This is a genomic window from Mesotoga sp. UBA5847 (assembly GCF_002432735.1).
Classification (GTDB): Bacteria; Thermotogota; Thermotogae; order Petrotogales; family Kosmotogaceae; genus Mesotoga.
Genome location: NZ_DJGL01000083.1, coordinates 122,593 through 141,773 on the forward strand (window position 1 = coordinate 122,593; position 19,181 = coordinate 141,773).

Genomic DNA, 19,181 nt, shown 5'->3' on the forward strand with positions numbered 1-19,181 from the left:
CAAGGGGGGCAGTTTCTCGCCCCCCTTTCTGGAATCTAAGGATAGGGGGTGCAGTAGCCGCAGCAAAGCGGTTGTAAATGATGAAGAAGAGAAGAAGTTACGTTTGCGAAGTCTGTGGTTATGATTCCCCTGCCTGGTTCGGCCGTTGCCCTTCCTGCGGCGAGTGGAATACCGCGGTGTCTTTTACTGCAGAAGGAAGCCGCGAAGAAGCTTCCTCGATTGCAGACCTAGAGGCTAGACCTCTTTCTGAAATCGACACTAGACAATCCTTGAGAATAGACACTCACATCGAAGAGTTGAACAGATCTCTTGGCGGCGGTATAGTACCCGGTAGCGCAATTCTTGTCAGTGGAGAACCTGGAATTGGGAAGTCTACTCTGATGCTGCAACTATCAGACTTGGTGGCAGATGAGAGACCCGTTCTTTATTTATCTGGGGAGGAATCTGTCCATCAACTGAAGTTGAGGGGCGACAGACTTCGGCTACTAAACAAGGAACGAATAGAAGTTGTATCCACTAACGAAATAGACGCTCTCAGATCGCTTGAGATTGGAAAGTACGGAATGCTGGTGGTAGATTCATTGCAGACCATAAGGGTGTCAAGCGCTCCTTCTTTACCCGGTTCTGTGGTGCAAGTCAAGGAGTGTGCAAACATGCTCGTTTCACTGGCGAAGACCTCTGAAATACCTGTTATGATAGTATCTCACATAACTAAAGGTGGGCAAATCGCTGGTCCAAAGCTTGTGGAGCATCTTGTCGACACAGTCCTTTATTTCGAATCAAGCAAGACGGGATACAGGTTCCTTAGAACCGTGAAGAATCGATTTGGTCCATCCGATGAAATCGCCGTCTTCGAAATGACTGCGGAAGGGCTGAAAGAGGTTCCTGACATAAGTAGCCTCTTTGTTGAGGATTACACAAGTGCTCCCGGCAACGTAGTATCGGTTATCTACGAAGGCTCGAGATCCTTTCTGGTAGAAGTTCAGGCGCTCGTTTCGAAACCAGTATATGGAACCCCCAGGAGGCTATCAACCGGAGTGCCACTAGAAAGACTGCTTCTAGTAACCGCCGTGCTGAATAAGAGGGCGGGTATTCCACTGGACAGTCTTGATCTATACCTTAACGTTGCAGGAGGGCTTCAGATAGAGGATACCGGTGTTGACTTGGCAATTGCAGCAGCTTTGATATCTTCGTACTCCGATACATCAATGTCTGAAGGTGTAGGCTTTTTTGGTGAGATCGGCCTCGACGGGACCATTCGCTCAGTATCTTCAACAGAGAAGAGGCTGGAGAGAGCTAGAAAATCATCTTTCTCAAGGATAGTCTCGCCAGAGGGAAGAAATGGTATAAAAGATGTGAAGCAACTCTTGAAAATCATCGGAGGTATGAAGAGTGGAAAGGAGTGAACTAATAGAGAAAATCAAGAAGATTGCGCCGGGGACTCCTTTAAGACATGCTCTCGATGATATACAGGATGCCAGCGTGGGAGGTCTGATTTTCTTTGTCGATGACTACAAGAAGTATGGTCAGCTTATGCAGATAGGGTTTCTTCTGAACTGCCAGTTCAATCCTAACAAGTTGTATGAGTTAGCCAAAATGGATGGTGCGATCGTGGTGGATGATGATCTCACAACGATAGTCGGAGCTAACGTTCAGCTGATTCCCGATCACACGATCCCGACCAATCAGACAGGCATGAGGCACAGGGCTGCCGAAAGAATGGCTAAAGAGACGGGCAAGATGCTTGTTGCGGTCTCAAAGAGAAGAAATACGATGACTATCTTTTTGGGCGATTACACTTATACCTTGAACAGTGTTGAGACGCTTACCTCTAAAATAACTCAGACAATAAGAACGGCAGAGAAGTACAAAGAGGCCTTCATTGAGGCGCTGCAGGGAATAGAATTCATGGAGCGAGCAGGTTCACTCACGCTCTTTGATGTTGTTAAGACAATACAAAAGGGACTGATGGTCCTTCTAATTTGCGAGGAAGCAGAGTTTACAATAGCCGAATTAGGTAACCACGGAAGATTCCCTGCATTGCAACTAGCAGAGATTTTGGTGAATGTTAATGAAGAAATCGAAAGTCTCGTCCTGGATTTCAGTGAACAGTTACTTGATCAGGATAATCTTGAAGAGGCAATCGGAAAATTGAGGAATCTAAGCGAAAAAGAGATAAGCAGTTTCGGGGTAATATTGAGACATCTTGGATACGAAATTAACACTGCCTCTCAGGCTGTTGAGTATTTCATTAGATCAAGAGGAATACGTTTTGCTCGGCATATACCTAGAATTCCTCTTCAGGTCGCAATAAACCTGGGCAAGGAATTTGGGACGCTATCTAATCTTCTTGAGGGAACGGAAGACGAACTGATGGATGTCGACGGAATTGGCGAAAAGCGTGCCTCTGCAATAAGACACGCAATTGAAGTTTACAAGAAGTCCGGCGAGATCACAATTCCAGGTTTCTGAGCTCCTTAGAGAGATCTTTAAGCTCTTTCTTCGAAATTCTCTGAGGGAAACCTTTGTCAAGAATCAATTCCCCTGAATTCCAAACCTTATCAAAACTCGTGTCAAAGAACGATTTCAGGACCAATTGAAGTGTTATAGGCAAATGAGAATCGAACTTTTCCAGGTCAAGGCAGGACCTCGACAACGCCAGGTCGGCCGAATAGCCTTCTTTAAGCACTCCCGTACTTTTTCCGAACAACTTCTGGAACAACCTGTGGTTGTTATCGAAGAGAGTCTTTCTTATCTCATAATCGATGAGATAATTGTCGAAACCCCTGTGGTACCTTTCAGTAAGAATAACTTCCTTTGCCTCTCCCAACATATCCGAACCAATGAATCCTGTACCCAAACAAACTTGCATCCCCCGACCGAGTAGGTCGGATATGTTTGACTGAAAGCTACCTGCGTACATTTCTGATCTGAGTGATTTCGTCACGAAGATTCTCCGGGAAGAGATAATATCCATGTCAGTTTCGCTTAGATTACCTCCGTAGATGACACCACATTCGGATCCAAGGATACCGTTTTTCAGGAGTCTCTCTATAAGACTCTCTCCCCACCTGAGAAGGCAAGTCTCATTCTCTCTCTTCATGTCGAAAATGAAGAGGTTCAGATTCATCCCTTTTTCGTACAGCTCTCTCAATTTTCTCAGGCTATCTTCGTTATAGGTGGCAAGCTCACTTACGTAGACTATTGGGCAGAACGTGGAGTCGCGAGTAACGCTTTCCCAGCGCTCCGCGATGTTGTCAATTGTCTCCTCGGTCAATATAGGTCCGACAGCAAGGTAAACTCCGTACTTGGCTGCGACTTCCTTGTAGAATGTTGGATCGATTTCAGGATGATCGACTATTGGGCTGCTGATTGCGACAGAACCACTCCTGATTGCTTTCAATACGGCGACTTCCGCAGAAAGCCTTACTAAAGAAGGGTTAATCTCGCTTCTGACGGATTCCAGCAGATTGCTGAAAAAGCTTTTGTTAGTCTGATTATCTTTAAGAAGTTTCAATGGGTATGAGGAGATGCTGGAATAGACGCTGTAATGTGCATTAAAAAACGAAGGCAAGAGAATTCCCCTTTCGCCGTCGATTATCTCTTCGTCTTCTTGGATGCTGTACTCTCTCCTCGGTCCGACAAAAGTGATCTTCCCATTCTCAAATCTAACCAAAGCATCATCCACAAGAGGGTTCTTCAGATCATTTGTGAATGCCAAAACATTAGTTACGATCATCTGGAACCACCTCTTTTTGATTCGAAATAGGATCTGATAACGTAACACTCAAAGCTGAATAATTTAGGGATAATCTTGAGTCGTTTTCCAGGTTCTTGAAATATCCTGTACAGCCACTCAAGGCCGGCTTTCTGCATGAACAAAGGAGCTCTCTTCAGATCGCCTGAGATAACATCAAAAGAACCACCGACTCCCATCAAAAGCATGGCGTTAAGTCTGTCAAGGTTCTTCGCAATCCAGATATCTTGTCTTGGAACACCCATACCGACAAAAACAATATCCGCTGATGAATTGTTTATTTTCGAAACGATTGTATCACTTTCCTCTTGTGTGAAAAAGCCGCTGTGATACCCAACGATGTCTATTAGTGGAAATCTTTGTTTTAGTTTTTCGGTAGTCTTTGTTACGATACTCTCTTTCGACCCCAGAAGGAATATCTTTTGACCCACCCCGGATGAAAGTTCGCAGATTTTAAGCATTAGGTCTATTCCGGGTACTCTTTCAATTCTTTGTTTTGAAATCAGCTTGATCGCTTTCAGCACACCGCTACCATCGGGAACTACATAATTGACTGTACTCAGAGCCTTCTTGTATTCTTCGTTGTTGATGTATTCATAAGCAATCAAGGCGTTGAGCGTGAGCACATGTGATCTCACTCCCAATTGCGTTCGCTGTATGAGCTCATCGGCTGCAGAAACGAGGTCTTTTTCCTGGAGATCAAAATCAAGGAACTGCAAACACACACCTCCACACTTCATTAAAGCACAAATGAAAACCTTTTCAACGAAAAGAGGAAGGCTAAGCCTTCCTCTGGTGCCGAGGGCGGGAATCGAACCCGCACGGGGCTCTCAACCCCAGCGGATTTTGAGTCCGCCGCGTCTGCCAGTTCCACCACCTCGGCCAGCAATAAAACTTTACCATCAATGATTATTGGTGTCAACGAGCGTTCACTCAGAAATAAGCATAGAAATCACTTTGGAATGCAAGCCAGGTAAGAGTTATCAGTTGCCAAGCAACTCCTCAAGCGAAAAACAAAACTCAGGCATTCCAACTGCCCAGGGACCGATTTCGTACGGTTGGAAGTAAATGCAGAGCCTTCCTCCCTTAAGGTAGAAGCCCTGATCCGACGTGACTCCTTCAAAGTACTCAGGCCAGAGATCATCGCGGGCAGAGATTTCTTCCTTAATCAATCCGTTCAATTTCTCTTCAGTTTTTTTGCTTCCGAGAATGTTGTGCAAAGCAACAAGTCGGGACTTCTCCAGATCGATGTTATACGTTCTTCTCGATGCGTTTGGATGTGCGCCTCCGGTGAACTCACTGAAGACCATGTCTATGCTTAGAATTCCATCACTAAGATAAGCGGAGTAAACAACATAGACATCGAAAGTTCTGAATGGCCACTCAGAAGTCTTAGACTCTTCAAAAGCTTTCCGGGCCAATTCCTCGATTTCGCTTCTATACTGGGATATTTCACCCTCGATAGTAGAATTCAGAAACTGCTCGAAAGGTCTGTCTCTAAGTCCATTGACTGAAGGTATCTGTACATTTACGGCACAGATTTCGGAATCCTCAATTAAATTCTCTCCAAGAACGGAGATCAGTTTCCCTTGAGAAACAAAGATCTGCTCAGGAAGATCGACCGTATAGGAGAAGACAACGGCCAGTGCAATAAATAGATAGCCTGCTATCAACAGCTTACGCATACAATTCCCTCCTTTTGATCACTTGAAAGACCGGTTCGGTATTCTTCACAACCGGAAGCGTTCTCCTGCGATCATCTAGTAAGATCATATCACTGACAAATCGGGATTAGTTGCCTATCAAGAAAGTGTGGATCGTGATCATTGAGAGATCAATGGCTACAGATATTGATTGTCGCAGAATCAGGAAAGTTTCTAATCGTTCAAGCTCTGTTATCGTTTCTCACAACGGTCTTCTGTACAGAATGAGCAGTGATTTGCAGCAAATATCGGTTCCGAAAAAGCACAAACGCTTCGCAATGTTTCTGACAACTACAGAATTCGAAAACGGGCGCTGAATTCATTCAGCAAAAAAGCCTTATTCCGGTGCTATGATTATCACATGGGGGGGTGATAGTCTTGATTGCAGAAATAACCCTAGATATGGTGAGGGTGACAGAGGCGGCGGCCCTCTTTTCTAGTGTTTATCTTGGCCGCGGTAACAAAGAAGCAGTAGATCAAAGAGCTGTAGATGCAATGAGAGGTATTTTAGATTTGCTCGACATGAAGGGAACCATAATCATTGGCGAAGGAGAAAAGGACGATGCACCAATGCTGGCTGCCGGAGAGCATGTTGGAAAGTGGAATGACGACGATCCGGAAGTCCTTATCGCTGTTGACCCGGTAGATGGAACCAGGTTGGTTGCGAATGGAAGATCTAATGCGTTAAGCGTGATTGCAGCAACTGAAGGAGGCAAGGTAGCTCCTTTACCAACCTACTATGTAGACAAATTGGCGGTTGGAAAGGAGCTTGCAGGAAACCTGGATATCGACGCAACTCCACGAGAAAACCTCCGTATCGCGGCAGCTATCCTTGGTGTCAAAGTATCGGAACTGACGGTGACAATGCTCGATCGAGAGAGGAACTACCCTCTCGTTGAGGCCGTTAGAGCTGTCGGTGCAAGAATCAGACTGATCAATGATGGAGACATTGCTGCGGCAATCGCGACTGCTCTTCCTGATGGAGGGACAGAAATCTACATGGGCGTTGGAGGCTCTCCAGAAGCAGTTCTGGCTGCAGCGGCACTTCAGTGTATGGGTGGTGAGATCCAGGTGAAGTGCTGGCCAAGAGATTCAGAAGAGATTGAAAAGGTAGATAATTCTTCGTTTGAGCTTGATAGAGTCTATCGAACAAAGGATCTGATTGATGGTGAGGAGGTTGTCTTCAGCGCCACCGGAATAACTGACGGTTCATTCCTGAAGGGTGTTCGCTTCACCCATAACCAGGCTATAACCGATTCTATCGCCATGCGATCAAGCACCAGAACGGTTAGGAGAATAAGGGCTTATCACGAAATCGCCTATAAGACCATTACAACGAAATCGGGAGGTGAAGTCTTCATTTTCAACAGCTTGCTTGGTAAGAGAGGTTAGTAGTTTATCCGCAGTTCTTTACTTCCCTGAGTTTGGAGGTCTGAAGTCGTTTCAAATCACAATTGATCTGCTTTTCATTTTGCGGACAGCTACCACTAGTTAAAGTGCTATAATTGCCGCAAAACAGAGGGGGGAGACTCTGTGATTTGCGTCTTGGTGAACGACACCGATTTTGGGACATCTGTATCGCCTGTTGAAAGCGCTTTGGAGACAGCAGGCGTAGCATACAGAACCTGGAGGATATTTCTTGAGGGCTTTCCTGAAGATGGATCGGGATGTGATGGTCTGGTTCTGTCAGGAGGCTTCTCGATGAGCGAGTATTTCGATGGTGGTGCTCTTTCTTGGGGAGCCTCATTTGTTAAGGATTTTCATGGTCCTGTTCTGGGTATTTGTCTGGGAATGCAAATCTTGGCTCGGCTCTTTCAGGAATCCTTGGTAGCCTCGCGTGAGCTCGGAGTATCAAAGGTTAGGTTGGACACTTCGAATGAGCTGTTCAGGGGAATGAAATCGGAAGTGAATGCCTATCAGCGTCACAACTATGGCCTTCCATACATTCCCGGTGGCTATTATCAAATTGCATGGGGGGAATCGACCTTCATACAAGGGATAGCTTCTCTTGACGGATCGCGATTCGGTGTGCAGTTCCATCCAGAGGAAATCGAACTTGGTTCTGAAGAAGAGTTGCTGAGAATCTTCTCCAACTTCTCGACTATAGTTAATTCTCGCTAGACAGCTATTCAGGAGGGGAAAATGAAAATAGGCATTATTGGTGTTGGCAACATAGGTGGTATTTTTGCGAACAGACTGCTTCACGAGCTGCATGACCTTGAGCAGCTTTACTTGCTGGACAGGAATCTCGACAGACTCTCCGGTCTTTCTGCCGAAAGTGAAAAAGTGGTAATCGCAAAGAGTCCAAATGAAGTTCTTTCCAATTGCACCCACGTGATCATTTCGGTGAAACCTCAAGACTGTGGGGAGCTATTCCTGGAGATAATTAACGGAAAGAACGACGGTCCAGTGGTTATCAGTACTATCACCGGGATAGAAATCAAGGTCATTTCGAAGAATACAGGACTGGAGAAGATTGCAAGGATCATGCCAAATGTTCCGAGCGCTATCGGACGAGGGGTAACGGGATTCGTCTGCTCGACTTCTTTGACCGGAAGGGAGAAGAGAGAAGTGGAGAGAATTCTTCTTACGATGGGCGACATAGTTGAGGTCCGTGAAAAGGACCTCGCAGCTGTAACGGCTTTGAGTGGAAGCGGTCCTGCATTCGTCTTCGTGATAGTGGAATCGCTGATCGATGTTGGTTTGAAGATGGGCCTTTCCTATGATGTCGCTAGAGAGCTAATTTTAGGAACTCTCGGAGGGTCTGTTGAACTCCTCAAAGTTAAAGGCAATCACCCGGGCGAATTCAGACATCTAGTAACTTCCCCAGGAGGAACAACCATCGAGGGAATTTACTCCTTGGAAAGGGAAGGACTTAGGGGAACCATAATGAAAGCGTTGTTTGACACTTACCTAAGAGCAAGGGAGATAAATTCCGAACTGGAGGTGACCGAAGATGGATCTGCTAAGTAAGGGAGAGAGAGTTAGGAATGCCTCCAGAAAACTCAGGCTGATCACCACAGAAGAGAAGAACGATGCAATTTCAATGATTGCTAAAGAGATTGAAATGCATAAGGATGTGATTCTCAGAGCAAATGCTGTCGATGTCTCCAACGCCAGAGAGAAAGGAACGAAGGAATCGCTGATAGACAGGCTAGCGCTTTCTGAAAGTAGGATACAAGCCATGGTTCAGGCTTGTCGCGAAGTTATAGTGCTGCCTGACCCGGTAGGCGAAATAGAGAGTACGCGGCTACAGAAAGACGGCCTTCGAATTTCGAAGGAAAGAGTGCCGATAGGAGCCATCGGAATGATATTCGAGTCAAGGCCCAATGTAACTGTTGATGCATCGATCCTTGCCATAAAATCGGGAAATTCTATCCTTTTGAAGGGAGGAAGCGACGCTATTAACTCGAACAAGGCCATCGTACTGATAATGAAGAAAGCACTTTCTCTGGCCGGGCTTCCGGATGGTTCCATTGAGTTGGTTGAAGATACTTCACGCGAAGTAGTGAAAGAGATGTTGGAGATGAACCAGTACCTTTCTCTTATAATCCCAAGAGGTGGCGCTGCTCTCATCAAGTTCGTTGTTGACAATTCTAGAATCCCGGTTATAGAAACCGGTACTGGTAATTGTCACATCTTCGTCGATTATGGTGCTGATTTGGAAAAATCGGTTTCGATTGTCGATAATGCGAAGACTCAGAGGCCAGGTACCTGCAATGCAGTCGAGACATTACTTGTCCACAGAATGATTGCGGCCGAGTTTATTCCTCGGGTCGCCAGTGTTCTTACCGCAAAGGGAGTAGAGCTCAGAGGTTGCGCAGAATCGATAAAATACTGGAAAATGAATCCTGCGACCGAAGAGGACTACTTCGATGAGTTTCTCGATCTAATACTTGCAATCAAGGTCGTAGAGAACGTAGAAGAAGCTATGCAGCACATTGAGAAGTACTCATCGGGACATTCGGAATCGATATTAACAAATGACTACTCCAACTCCAGGCAATTCCTTAGATGCGTAGATTCTGCTGTTGTCTACGTAAACGCTTCAACAAGATTTACGGACGGTGGAGAGTTTGGGTTCGGGAGTGAAATAGGTATCAGCACCCAGAAGCTTCATGCACGCGGTCCGTTTGGCCTGAAGGAACTTACAAGCTACAAGTATACGATACTAGGGGATTACCAGGTGAGAAAGTAATGTCAAGAATCGTGTTGAAAGTCGGATCAAACCTCCTGGTAAAAAGAGATGGCGAGATCGACAAGAAGTACATAACAGAGCTAGCAAGGGAAATAGCTATTCTGAAGTCGTCAGGTAATCAGGTTGTTCTTGTCTCTTCAGGGGCTAAAGCAGCGGGCTTCGGTTATCTTGAAGGGAGAAGAACATCTAGCGATTTGTACATGAAGCAGGCTCTTTGTGCTGCGGGTCAGGTTCAGCTAATGAAACTATACGAAAACGTGTTCGATCTTTTTGGCGAGAGAATAGCTCAGATCCTGGTCAACAGAGACGATTTTGGAGACAGGAAGCGATTTCTTAACCTGCGGAATACTCTTATAGGGTTGATAGAATTGGGTCTGATCCCTGTAGTGAATGAGAACGACACAACATCTACCGAAGAGATAATGTTTGGAGACAATGACATTCTCGCCTCGATGTTTGCAATAGGATGGCAGGCCGATCTTCTGATACTGATGTCCACTGTAGAGGGAATCGTAGACGAAAACGGTGAAGTGATTTCGGTGTTTGATACATCTAGGAGACTAAAGAACATAGAGAACTCCTCGTGGGGTACAGGAGGCATTAAGACCAAAATAAGAGCTGGACGGGCCGCATCTGCAAGCGGTATCAGAAGCTGCATCTGTAATGGGAGAGACTTGAATAACATAGAGAGATTTGCAAAGGGTGATGACATTGGAACCGTATTTCCCTCGATAGAATCGCCAGGTGCCCGGAAAACGTGGATTGGATTTCTCTCTACTCCGAAAGGGAGTATTAAGATCAACCGAGGCGCAGAAGGCGCAATTGCAAGAGGAAAGAGTCTCTTGGCCATAGGCGTGGAAGAAGTATCTGGAGACTTTTCTGAAGGCGAGGTGGTTAGTATACTCTCGGTTGATGGGTCGGAAATTGCGAGGGGAATCTCTAACTTCACCTCGCTTGAAGTCGATAAGATAAGGGGAGTTAGAAGCGACAGGATATCATCGATTCTTGGTCACGACTGCGCAAAAGTTGTGGTCCATATTGATAACTCTTACCGTATCTGATAGCTCTGGCTGAGCAAAGATTAGCTGCCTTCTACAGAGGGAAGGAAACCGGGATCAGCGAACTATCACTGTAATAGTAAACCGCCTCATGAAATGCTTGACGACAGCTTTCTAGCTTTGTTTTCCGGTCAAGCCGGTGAGAATCTGTGAGAGACGCTTATTTGGCGCTAAGCCGAGAGTAATTGACTTGTTTCTATTGACATCGTTATATACTCTTACTGAAATAGTCGTTGGAGGTAGGATATGTTTGATTTTCCCGAATATGTTTACTCTGATGTTAGGGTAGAGGAAGTCTCGAATAGCAATATAGTTGTTACTCTAGGAAGAACGGATAACATGAAGGAACAGAAATACGTTGCGGCTTTCATCAGGATTTTCGATGGAGAGAGGTGGTATTTCAGTTCTACTACGGACCTGAACTCTGTTCAAGGTGAGATCTACAGGCTGGCAGATCTTGCTAAAAAGAATCCATCTATCGAAGCGAACCAGATAGTTCAGAAGTTTCAGGTAAACAAGGGTTCGTTTTTGAGATTCGAGAAATCATCGGATATCTCAACTATACCTCTTAAGGAGAAGCGCGATATTCTTTCTACCTATTTTCCCATAGTCGAAGAAAGTGGTCTCGTGAGATTTTGGAGGGGCCAATACGTAGACCAGAGAGTTGTCAAGAGCTTCTTATCCAGCAAGGGAGCAGATTTGAAGTTCGATTATCAAAGGGTGGGCTTCAGAATGCTCTATCAAATGGCCGATGGAGAAGAGCAGCTTATGGACAGATTCGACCTTGCCGGTAACGAGTTAGAATCGATCAAAGAACTTTCCGAGGACGTCAGGAAGTCAGTTGAAGCTTCTGAATACTTCATAAGAAACGCAAAGTCTGTGATCCCTGGAAGATATCCGGTGGTTCTTTCTCCAGAGGCGGCAGGTGTGTTTGCGCATGAGAGTTTTGGTCATAAGAGTGAATCAGACTTCATGCTCGGAGACGAGACGATGATGAAAGAGTGGAAAATAGGCAGAAAGGTCGGCAGCGAAATCCTTTCAATAGTAGATGATGGAAATAAACCTGGAGTAGGTAACGTTGTTTTCGATGACGAGGGAACAAAAGCTGAAGAAACTTACTTGATAAAGAACGGTTGTCTTTCAGGGAGGCTTCATAGTGCCGAGACTGCTGCCGCTCTAGACGAGGAGTTGACGGGAAACGCCAGGGCCGTGAGCTTTGAGTTCGAACCTGTAGTTAGGATGACGACTACCTACATCCTGCCGGGAAGGCTCTCCTTTGATGAATTACTTTCAGGTATCAAAGAAGGACTCTATGTCGATTCACTAAACCATGGTTCAGGAATGTCTACATTCACTCTCGCTCCCTGCAGAGCTTATATGATCAGAGATGGAAAGATCGCTGAGCCTGTGAAGATTTCTGTTGTGACGGGAAGTGTTTTCCAGACTCTTAACGAAATAGAGGGACTAACCGAGGAATTCAAGCTTCTGTCATTTGCGCTTGGAGGATGTGGAAAGATGGAACAGTACCCTCTTCCCGTTGGATTCGGCGGACCGTACGTGCGTGTACGTTCGTTGAATGCTCACTAGGAGGTGCTGACTATGACTAAAGAGAGACTTGTCGTTCATTATACAGAGAGTGCTGTGAAGATAGTTCAAACTCGGGTTACTTCAGTAAGAAAGAAAGACATTCTTCGAACTTCAATTCGTCTTTACGATGGTAAGTCAATGGGTGTTGCCGGTGCTTTTGGAAATTGCGATGAGCGAGAGCTCATAAAAAAAGCAAGAGAATCTCTCGAGCTTGGAATTCCTTATGCTTGCGAACCTTGCAAAGAACTAAAGAGAGAAGAACAGCACGAATCAGATCTTCAGAACGAGGCGGAGCTTCTGGAAGCTGCAGAAGATATCCTTGAGAGACTGAGAAGAGATCAGCCACAATTCAGTTTCAGTCATTTATTCAAGTCGGCTAGGGTAGAGTCTTTTCTGGAGAATGATCTCGGTCTTGATCTGAGATCGTCTCGAGAATCTCTCAGCATGGAACTAGTAATAAAGGACAAACAGTCATCTAACATTATCGATGCAATGACAGGATACGAAGGAAGAGAGTTCCGAAAGGATTCGTTTGTAGGACTGACTAATATGATTTGTGATGCATACAAGAACCAGCTCCACGACATAGAAGAAGGAGTATATCCGGTAGCTTTCATGTCGGGCGACATGACGTATTACAAGAAACTCTATGAGTCTTTGAATGGGATGCTGTTTGGTTCTGGCGGATCCCTTTTGTCAGGGAAAGTCGGTGAGAAGATCTTTTCCGATAGAGTCACTCTCTTGCAGACGCGTAACGTCGATGATGGTTTCTTCGAACCGTTTTTTGATCTAGAAGGGACTGTAAATCAGTTGGATAGATTTGCTCTAATTGAGAGCGGAGTGCTAAAGTCGCCATATACGGATAAGAAAACGGCTACAACTTTTAATCTACCTCATACTGGTTCTGCAGGTGGAGAGTACGATGGTTTGCCGGAGCTGGGGATACCGAAGCTTAAATTCGCTGAATCACAGGAAACTGCAAAACAGCTTCTCAAAGGTCAGAAGGCTATCTTCATTCTAATTGCCAGTGGAGGAGACTTCACACAGGACGGGCGCTTTGCAACCCCGGTTCAACTTGCCTTCCTGTTTGATGGAGAGAGGTTTGTCGGAAGGCTCCCCGAGCTGAGTTTGAGTTCTCATATGTATGATATGTTTGGCAAGGACTTTCGCGGGGTCTCAAACGACGATTTTCTGGGAGCGGAGAATTCGAAGATGACGATAATAGATATGAAGGTGAGCAAACTGTAGCGTTTTTCTTCCCAATAGTCTGGAGGTGTGATGTGCGCCCGATAGCAATAGTTGGAGCCGGAATGATGGGAAACGTTCATGCTCGGTCATATAGAACGATAGATGAAACGAGTCCCTTATCGATAGTCGATCCAGTTGGAAGCAGAGCGAAGGTTATCTCCGACAAATATCGAGCAATCGCTGCAAGTTTTGATGAAATCCTTGCAGATGACGAAATAGAAATAGTTGATATCTGCACGCCGACTTTCACTCACAGAGATCTTGTAGTCAGAGCTCTCGAGGCGGGCAAGCATGTCTTCTGCGAAAAGCCGGTAGCACTGAAGATTGAAGACGCCGTGGCAATGGACAAGGCGGCCAAAAAAAGCGGCAGAGTGTTTATGGTGGGCCACGTCGTACGCTTCTTTCCGCAGTATATTAAGGTTAGAGAACTCGCTTCCTCAGGTGACGTTGGCGAAATCGTAATGGCTAGACTTTACAGAGGAGGATCCTTTCCCTCGCACGGTATAGATAACTGGTTTGCAGATATCACCAAAAGCGGCGGGGTCTTCATCGATCTCTCCATACACGATTTTGATTTTCTTAGAAAACTGCTTGGCCCGGTGAGAACCGTCGAAGCGAGGTCCGTAGAACTCAGCTCGACAGTGAAAAAGCCTTCTTTCGATCACGGCATGGCGATTCTGAGGTTCGAGTCCGGCGCACTGGCCCACATCGAAGGCAGCTGGGCCGAACCGGCCGACATGCCGGTTGGATTTGGAACATCTTACGAGTTCATCGGCACTAAGGGAATGATCACGAACAGCTACGAGAGAGAAACTACGCTTCGCCTTCAAACCTCAATCGACGGCAAGCCCCTATACTCTCAAGAGAATCCGATCTTGAATGATCCATATACCGAGGAGCTGAAATCGTTCATACTATCGATAGAGGAAGGCAAAGAAGTCCCGGTGAGCTGTGAAGAGGCTACAGAATCGTTGAGAGTTGCACTGGCAGCCAACCTGTCGGCGAGACTGTTGAGACCGGTAGAACTCTCGGAGGTGTCGTGAGATGACTAGAATTTCGATTCTTGGAATAGCTCACATGCATGGCTACAGCTACGTCAAAGCGTTGAAGGGGAAAAGAGATGTTGAGATTGTTGGGATATATGACCACGACAGATCAAGGATGGCAAGAGCGAGCACTGCTCTTGAGGTTAAATCGTACGACCACCCCGAAGAGCTTGTAGCTGCAAGCGACGGAGTAATAGTTGCAAGCGAGAACTCAACTCACAGAGAGTTCGTGGAAATCGCTGCTCGATGCGGAAAACATGTATTGTGCGAAAAGCCGATTGCCACATCTGTTGAAGATGCCGAGGCTATGATAGACATATGTCATATAAACAACGTTAGGCTTCAGATGGCTTTTCCGGTGAGATATAGTGCCTCCGTAAGAAAGGCCAAAGAGTTGATCAAGAATGGTCTTTTGGGTGAAATCGTCAACCTTGTTGGAACTAACCACGGGAGAATGCCTGGAGGCTGGTTCATAGATCCCGAACTTAGCGGTGGTGGCGCTGTTATGGACCACACCGTTCACGTTGTTGACACCGTAAGATGGCTCCTCGACTGCGAGTTCAAACAGGTCTACGCCGTATATGACACCCTGATTCACGATACACGTGTCGAAGACTGCGGACTGGAGATGTTCAGACTTTCAACGGACCAGTACATGACGCTTGACTGCAGCTGGTCGAGACCGAGAATCCATCCTTACTGGGGTGATGTGACTATACACATTGTGGGAACCAGAGGTACTCTCTTTCTGGATATCTTCAACTCTAAGATTGAAGTCAGTTCCAGCGAGAAAGGAAATCGCTGGGAAAACTACGGAGATGATCTCGATCAGCTTTTGACGAGAGAGTTTCTTGAAGTGATTCATTCTGGGAAGGAACCTTTGACTAATGGAGAAGACGGATTGAGAGCTCTTGAAGTGGTCTCTGCTGCCTACAGGAGCTTTCGGGAAGGAAGGGAGATCGAGATTGTTTGACTCGATCTTCTTTTTTCGCCTTGCTTATTCATAAGGCGTATAATCTAGGTGTTATGATAACAGTCATGAGGTGAGTTGTTTGGAGCAGCAGTATGACCGTAGAAAACTTGAACAGGAGTTTGACAGCCTTCCCGAAGCTTCGCCTATAGCAGATATCGACCCATTCAAGGGAGACATAATCGCAATGGTGGGAGCTCTTGCTCTTGATTTTCTTGAGCTTGGCGCGGATGACGTTCTGCTAGATATTGGAACCGGGCGAGGGAGATGGGCCGTGGCAGCCAGTCAGCATTGCAAAAAAGTAATAGGTATAGACATAAGTAAAAGGATGCTCGAAGATGCAAGAATGAACGTTGCAAGCGCGGGAGCCGAGAATGTAGAGTTCTATAGAGGATCTTTTGAGGACCCGTGTGAAGAGACGGATATTTCGCAAAAGAATGTAAACAAGATAGTCGCTATATACTCTCTTCACCATCTTACTGATTCTATGAAGGCGGAGGCAATCTCAAAGCTTTCAGCGATGCTTAAACGTCCTGGGCGGATTGTTGTCGGCGACATCATGTGGTTCGATGACCCTGGCAAGTACAGGGACGAATGGGATGAGGTCTATTTTGATGACAGCGAGACAGATCATCCGGCGAGCATCTCGTTCATGCGAGAGATCTTTGAAAAATCTGGTGCAGAAGAAATCGAGATTCTTCAAATTCATCCGTTGGTGGGGTTGATATGCGCCTCCTTTTCCTAGCGATGTCTTCAAGATAAGTATATTCTGAAAGTCTCCAGAAGCCTTGAACCGCGAAGTTTTGATGAAAACTGGAGCTTCGCTTTTTTGTGCCAAGTCGAAGAATTCATGTATAAGAGAAGTCTTGATCGATGAATCCGATTTAGGTGGTATCCTATACCCGGATTCTTACCTCATCGCTGCACACATCATCATCTTTGGAGTTCAGTCACCTTATTACTGAGTTCCTGAACTAGTAATCGTTATCAATAGACCTGATGTCGCATTTCTACGCTATTGATTATAAGTCCCCGCATGAGCTGGAGAGACCGCTTTCGGCTCAAAGACCCGCTTGTCAATAAACGCTGCACGCTGAGCGCTGTGAAAAGCCAAGAAGCAAAAATAGAGACTGCCCGGTTTCTGTGGTCTATACCATTCTTCGCCTCTTTTGTTCTGTCATTCTGCAGTGATGTTATACGGGATCTGCTTTCTCTCCTCACTCTTGGTAATCTCGAATATGGTTTTTCTCGAAACGGAGCTCTCGGTGTTGGTCCCTCTTAGTCTTGCACTCGTTCCTTCAGAGACACCCTCCGCCAATGCGTAGCCCTCCTTCAAGGGAGGACTTAGGATCAGGATCATCAAGAGCCAAATACAGCATGTATTGTCAAGGGCGAAGGAGCATGATATGATTTCTCACTTACTCCCTAACCTATAGGTAGTGATGAGGACATCGTACGGGTGGGAACTTCTGCAACAAGTACTCTATATTTCTATTCCTTGGTCGTTACTTTCGTTCCGTAGACTCCTGCCCCAGGATCGAAACCCCGGTTTCTCGCTATCTCTTCAACGGACTTCTGAAGAACATTCATCATCGGAATTGAGGCAAGCACTTCGTCTAGACCTTCGGAAACATATATGGACTCTACACTCTCTTTCTTTAAATTCGTTAGCGTTATTAGGTCACACTTGTCTGAAATATCTCTGTGTAGTTCCTGCATCAGGTTTTGGGTTACACCTTCCGGATTCATAGTGAGTACAACCGGTCTGTCAATCAACAGATCAACAGGGCCATGCCTGAAGGCTGCTCCTGCGTAGAAAATCAAGCTAATCTTAGCGACTTCGGCAAACATAAGTCTTGCCATGCTGCCAACTCCGAGGCCGTACCCTCTTGCGACAAGAATCTTCTCCCTCTTCTCAGAAAGAAGAGTGGCGAGCCAAGACAAATCAAGAGAAATCGCCTCTTCTATTCTTGAAGGCAGTTCAGAGAAATTCAACGATCTTCCCGTCTTTGAAGCAGCAATCAACAACATTAAGACTACGCTGTTTACGAAAGTCTTGGTAGCACCCATAGATCTTTCATTTCCGGCCTCAAGGAGGAAAACCCTTTCACCTGGAAGAAAATTCGCGGCACTGCTCTGTTCATTGTTCGTGATCAATGCCATCACTGGAAGTAGTTCCGTGTTATCTTCAATGAACCTCAGCAGCTCAGCGCTTTCACCAGACTGACTGATCAGGAAGATGGTGGAATACAGTTTGAGGAGCTCCCTGGATGAGTAAGATATAAGTTCGGACATTTCAAGACTTGCGGCGTCTACCCCTGATGATTTTAGAAAGGTAGCTGCCGTCTCCGCCGCATGGAGTGAAGCTCCCATCCCTGTAAAAAGTACCCTCTCGAAATTAAGACTCTTCGCCTTCTTCGAGATAATGCCAGAAGAGGAAAGGAGTCTTCTAACGGCATCTGGTTGCTCTAGCATATCCTGCATGAATTTCGACATGTTTATCATCCTTTCATTGTGGGAATTCTCGATCCTAAAGGAATTGATAATAGCTCACCATTAAGAGTTTATCATCTCGGAAGAGTGTTTTGACTAATCGGTGGTATTGGTGCCATAATTAGTGCGGAGGTGAAGCTATGTCGTTAGTCACAACAAAAGATGGTACCCGGATATATTACGAAGAACATGGAGATGAGAGCAGACCATCGCTTGTCATTCTTAACGGGATAATGATGTCCACGAGTTCATGGGCGGGTTTTCTGACAGATTTCTCCAAGCATTTCAGACTGATACTCATGGATTTCAGGGATCAGGGACGGTCCGAAAGGAAGCAGTCACAATACTATATCTCTGTTCACGTGAATGATCTTGTCGATCTACTTGACTTTCTGAATATCTCTAAAGGAAATATAGTAGGTCTCTCTTATGGTGGACAGGTGGCGGAGATGTTTGCAATAAAGTATCCAGAGAGGGTCAAATCATTGGTCCTCGCGAACACCCCTCCAAGAATCTCACCTTTCCTTGCTGAGTTAGGCGAAGCGTGGAAGGAAGCCGCAATGCTATACGATGGGGAGAGGTTCTTCAAACTTGCAATTCCGTTTATATACTCCGACTTGTTCTATAACAGAAACCTGAACTGGCTGAAAGAAAGGCAGAAGACCTTTAAGTCAACTCTCAATCGGGAATGGTTTGAAGGTTTCATAAGGCTTGTCTCTTCAAATCCTGATTTCAACGTGCTGGATGAGCTTCACAAGATTGAGTGTCCAACGTTACTTCTTGGTGCTGATAGAGACATTATTACCCCAATTGAAGAGATAGAGATGATTCACGAAAAAGTAAAAGGCTCCGAGTTTTTGGTTATTAAAGATGCGGGTCACGGAGCTTTCCTCGAAAAGTCAGGAGAATTCATTACGGCTGTAATAGGCTTTGTTCTAAAGAATTGTTAGTAAACAAGACAATGTAGAAGTTATTCATCTTACTTCGACAATAATCCTCGTTAAACGGCTCAAATCGAACTTAGAATCTCAACGCGTTTAGTGTATTCTTAAAGTGAGAGATGATTCATCTTTCATTTATGAGAGATGAATCACGCCGCGCAAAGTGTGAGGGGTGATCTT

18 protein-coding genes and 1 tRNA gene are annotated in these 19,181 nt (G+C 45.7%); 13 read left to right on the plus strand and 6 right to left on the minus strand.

All coding sequences use genetic code 11. The annotated features are described in order from the left end of the window. Positions 1-77 precede the first annotated feature (77 nt). On the plus strand, positions 78-1,406 hold the full coding sequence (gene radA / locus B3K91_RS10895) for a DNA repair protein RadA (RefSeq protein ID WP_292589846.1): 1,329 nt from the start codon (positions 78-80) through the stop codon (positions 1,404-1,406). Then, positions 1,393-2,472, plus strand: a complete 1,080-nt coding sequence (gene disA / locus B3K91_RS10900; protein WP_214061338.1) for a DNA integrity scanning diadenylate cyclase DisA — start codon at positions 1,393-1,395, stop codon at positions 2,470-2,472. The genes radA and disA overlap by 14 nt, the downstream gene beginning before the upstream one ends. On the opposite strand, the gene B3K91_RS10905 is transcribed toward disA, so the two are convergent. The 4 genes from B3K91_RS10905 to B3K91_RS10920 form a co-directional block, all read right to left on the minus strand. Beyond that, positions 2,453-3,739, minus strand: a complete 1,287-nt coding sequence (locus B3K91_RS10905) for an amidohydrolase (RefSeq protein WP_292589844.1) — start codon at positions 3,737-3,739, stop codon at positions 2,453-2,455. The genes disA and B3K91_RS10905 overlap by 20 nt on opposite strands. Then, positions 3,736-4,482: a WecB/TagA/CpsF family glycosyltransferase gene (locus tag B3K91_RS10910; protein WP_292589843.1), complete on the minus strand. Its 747-nt coding sequence runs from the start codon at positions 4,480-4,482 to the stop codon at positions 3,736-3,738. The genes B3K91_RS10905 and B3K91_RS10910 overlap by 4 nt, the downstream gene beginning before the upstream one ends. Before the next feature lie 68 nt (positions 4,483-4,550). After that, positions 4,551-4,640: transfer RNA gene (locus tag B3K91_RS10915), tRNA-Leu, on the minus strand. Positions 4,641-4,740: 100 nt separating this feature from the next. Further along, a complete protein-coding gene (locus tag B3K91_RS10920) occupies positions 4,741-5,442 on the minus strand; it encodes a DUF3298 and DUF4163 domain-containing protein (RefSeq protein WP_214079090.1) in 702 nt (233 codons plus the stop codon). 396 nt (positions 5,443-5,838) lie between these two features. Here B3K91_RS10920 and glpX point away from each other — a divergent pair, with 396 nt between their 5' ends. The 10 genes from glpX to B3K91_RS10970 all read left to right on the plus strand — a co-directional run bounded on the left by glpX (position 5,839) and on the right by B3K91_RS10970 (position 16,312). Continuing rightward, entirely contained in the window at positions 5,839-6,852 is a 1,014-nt protein-coding gene (gene glpX, locus B3K91_RS10925) for a class II fructose-bisphosphatase (protein ID WP_214061335.1), read from the plus strand. A 141-nt stretch (positions 6,853-6,993) separates the two neighbouring features. Then, on the plus strand, positions 6,994-7,581 hold the full coding sequence (locus B3K91_RS10930) for a type 1 glutamine amidotransferase (RefSeq protein ID WP_214061334.1): 588 nt from the start codon (positions 6,994-6,996) through the stop codon (positions 7,579-7,581). 21 nt (positions 7,582-7,602) lie between these two features. Then, positions 7,603-8,433 (plus strand): pyrroline-5-carboxylate reductase, encoded by an 831-nt coding sequence (proC, locus tag B3K91_RS10935; protein ID WP_214061333.1) that lies wholly within the window; start codon positions 7,603-7,605, stop codon positions 8,431-8,433. After that, positions 8,417-9,658: a glutamate-5-semialdehyde dehydrogenase gene (locus B3K91_RS10940; RefSeq protein ID WP_292589837.1), complete on the plus strand. Its 1,242-nt coding sequence runs from the start codon at positions 8,417-8,419 to the stop codon at positions 9,656-9,658. The genes proC and B3K91_RS10940 overlap by 17 nt, the downstream gene beginning before the upstream one ends. Beyond that, positions 9,658-10,719 carry a glutamate 5-kinase gene (proB, locus tag B3K91_RS10945; protein ID WP_099828671.1) on the plus strand — a complete coding sequence of 354 codons (1,062 nt, stop codon included), beginning with the start codon at positions 9,658-9,660 and terminating at the stop codon, positions 10,717-10,719. Before B3K91_RS10940 ends, proB begins: the two co-directional genes overlap by 1 nt. A 243-nt stretch (positions 10,720-10,962) precedes the next feature. Then, positions 10,963-12,303, plus strand: coding sequence for a TldD/PmbA family protein (locus tag B3K91_RS10950; RefSeq protein ID WP_292592966.1), 1,341 nt, complete (start codon positions 10,963-10,965; stop codon positions 12,301-12,303). A gap of 12 nt (positions 12,304-12,315) precedes the next feature. Then, complete coding sequence (locus B3K91_RS10955; protein WP_214060325.1) at positions 12,316-13,551, plus strand: metallopeptidase TldD-related protein; 1,236 nt, start codon at positions 12,316-12,318, stop codon at positions 13,549-13,551. 32 nt (positions 13,552-13,583) lie between these two features. Further along, positions 13,584-14,594, plus strand: a complete 1,011-nt coding sequence (locus tag B3K91_RS10960; protein ID WP_214079094.1) for a Gfo/Idh/MocA family protein — start codon at positions 13,584-13,586, stop codon at positions 14,592-14,594. A gap of 1 nt (position 14,595) precedes the next feature. After that, positions 14,596-15,570: a Gfo/Idh/MocA family protein gene (locus B3K91_RS10965; protein ID WP_214079095.1), complete on the plus strand. Its 975-nt coding sequence runs from the start codon at positions 14,596-14,598 to the stop codon at positions 15,568-15,570. A 79-nt stretch (positions 15,571-15,649) separates the two neighbouring features. Then, positions 15,650-16,312, plus strand: coding sequence for a class I SAM-dependent methyltransferase (locus B3K91_RS10970; protein WP_214060277.1), 663 nt, complete (start codon positions 15,650-15,652; stop codon positions 16,310-16,312). Positions 16,313-16,744: 432 nt separating this feature from the next. Here B3K91_RS10970 and B3K91_RS10975 read toward each other — a convergent pair whose 3' ends face one another. Further along, positions 16,745-16,885: a hypothetical protein gene (locus B3K91_RS10975; protein ID WP_214060278.1), complete on the minus strand. Its 141-nt coding sequence runs from the start codon at positions 16,883-16,885 to the stop codon at positions 16,745-16,747. A gap of 173 nt (positions 16,886-17,058) precedes the next feature. Beyond that, positions 17,059-18,063: an SIS domain-containing protein gene (locus B3K91_RS10980; protein ID WP_214060279.1), complete on the minus strand. Its 1,005-nt coding sequence runs from the start codon at positions 18,061-18,063 to the stop codon at positions 17,059-17,061. A gap of 137 nt (positions 18,064-18,200) precedes the next feature. Between B3K91_RS10980 and B3K91_RS10985 the strand changes: the two genes are divergently transcribed. Further along, on the plus strand, positions 18,201-19,010 hold the full coding sequence (locus tag B3K91_RS10985; protein WP_214079096.1) for an alpha/beta fold hydrolase: 810 nt from the start codon (positions 18,201-18,203) through the stop codon (positions 19,008-19,010). Positions 19,011-19,181: the final 171 nt, after the last annotated feature.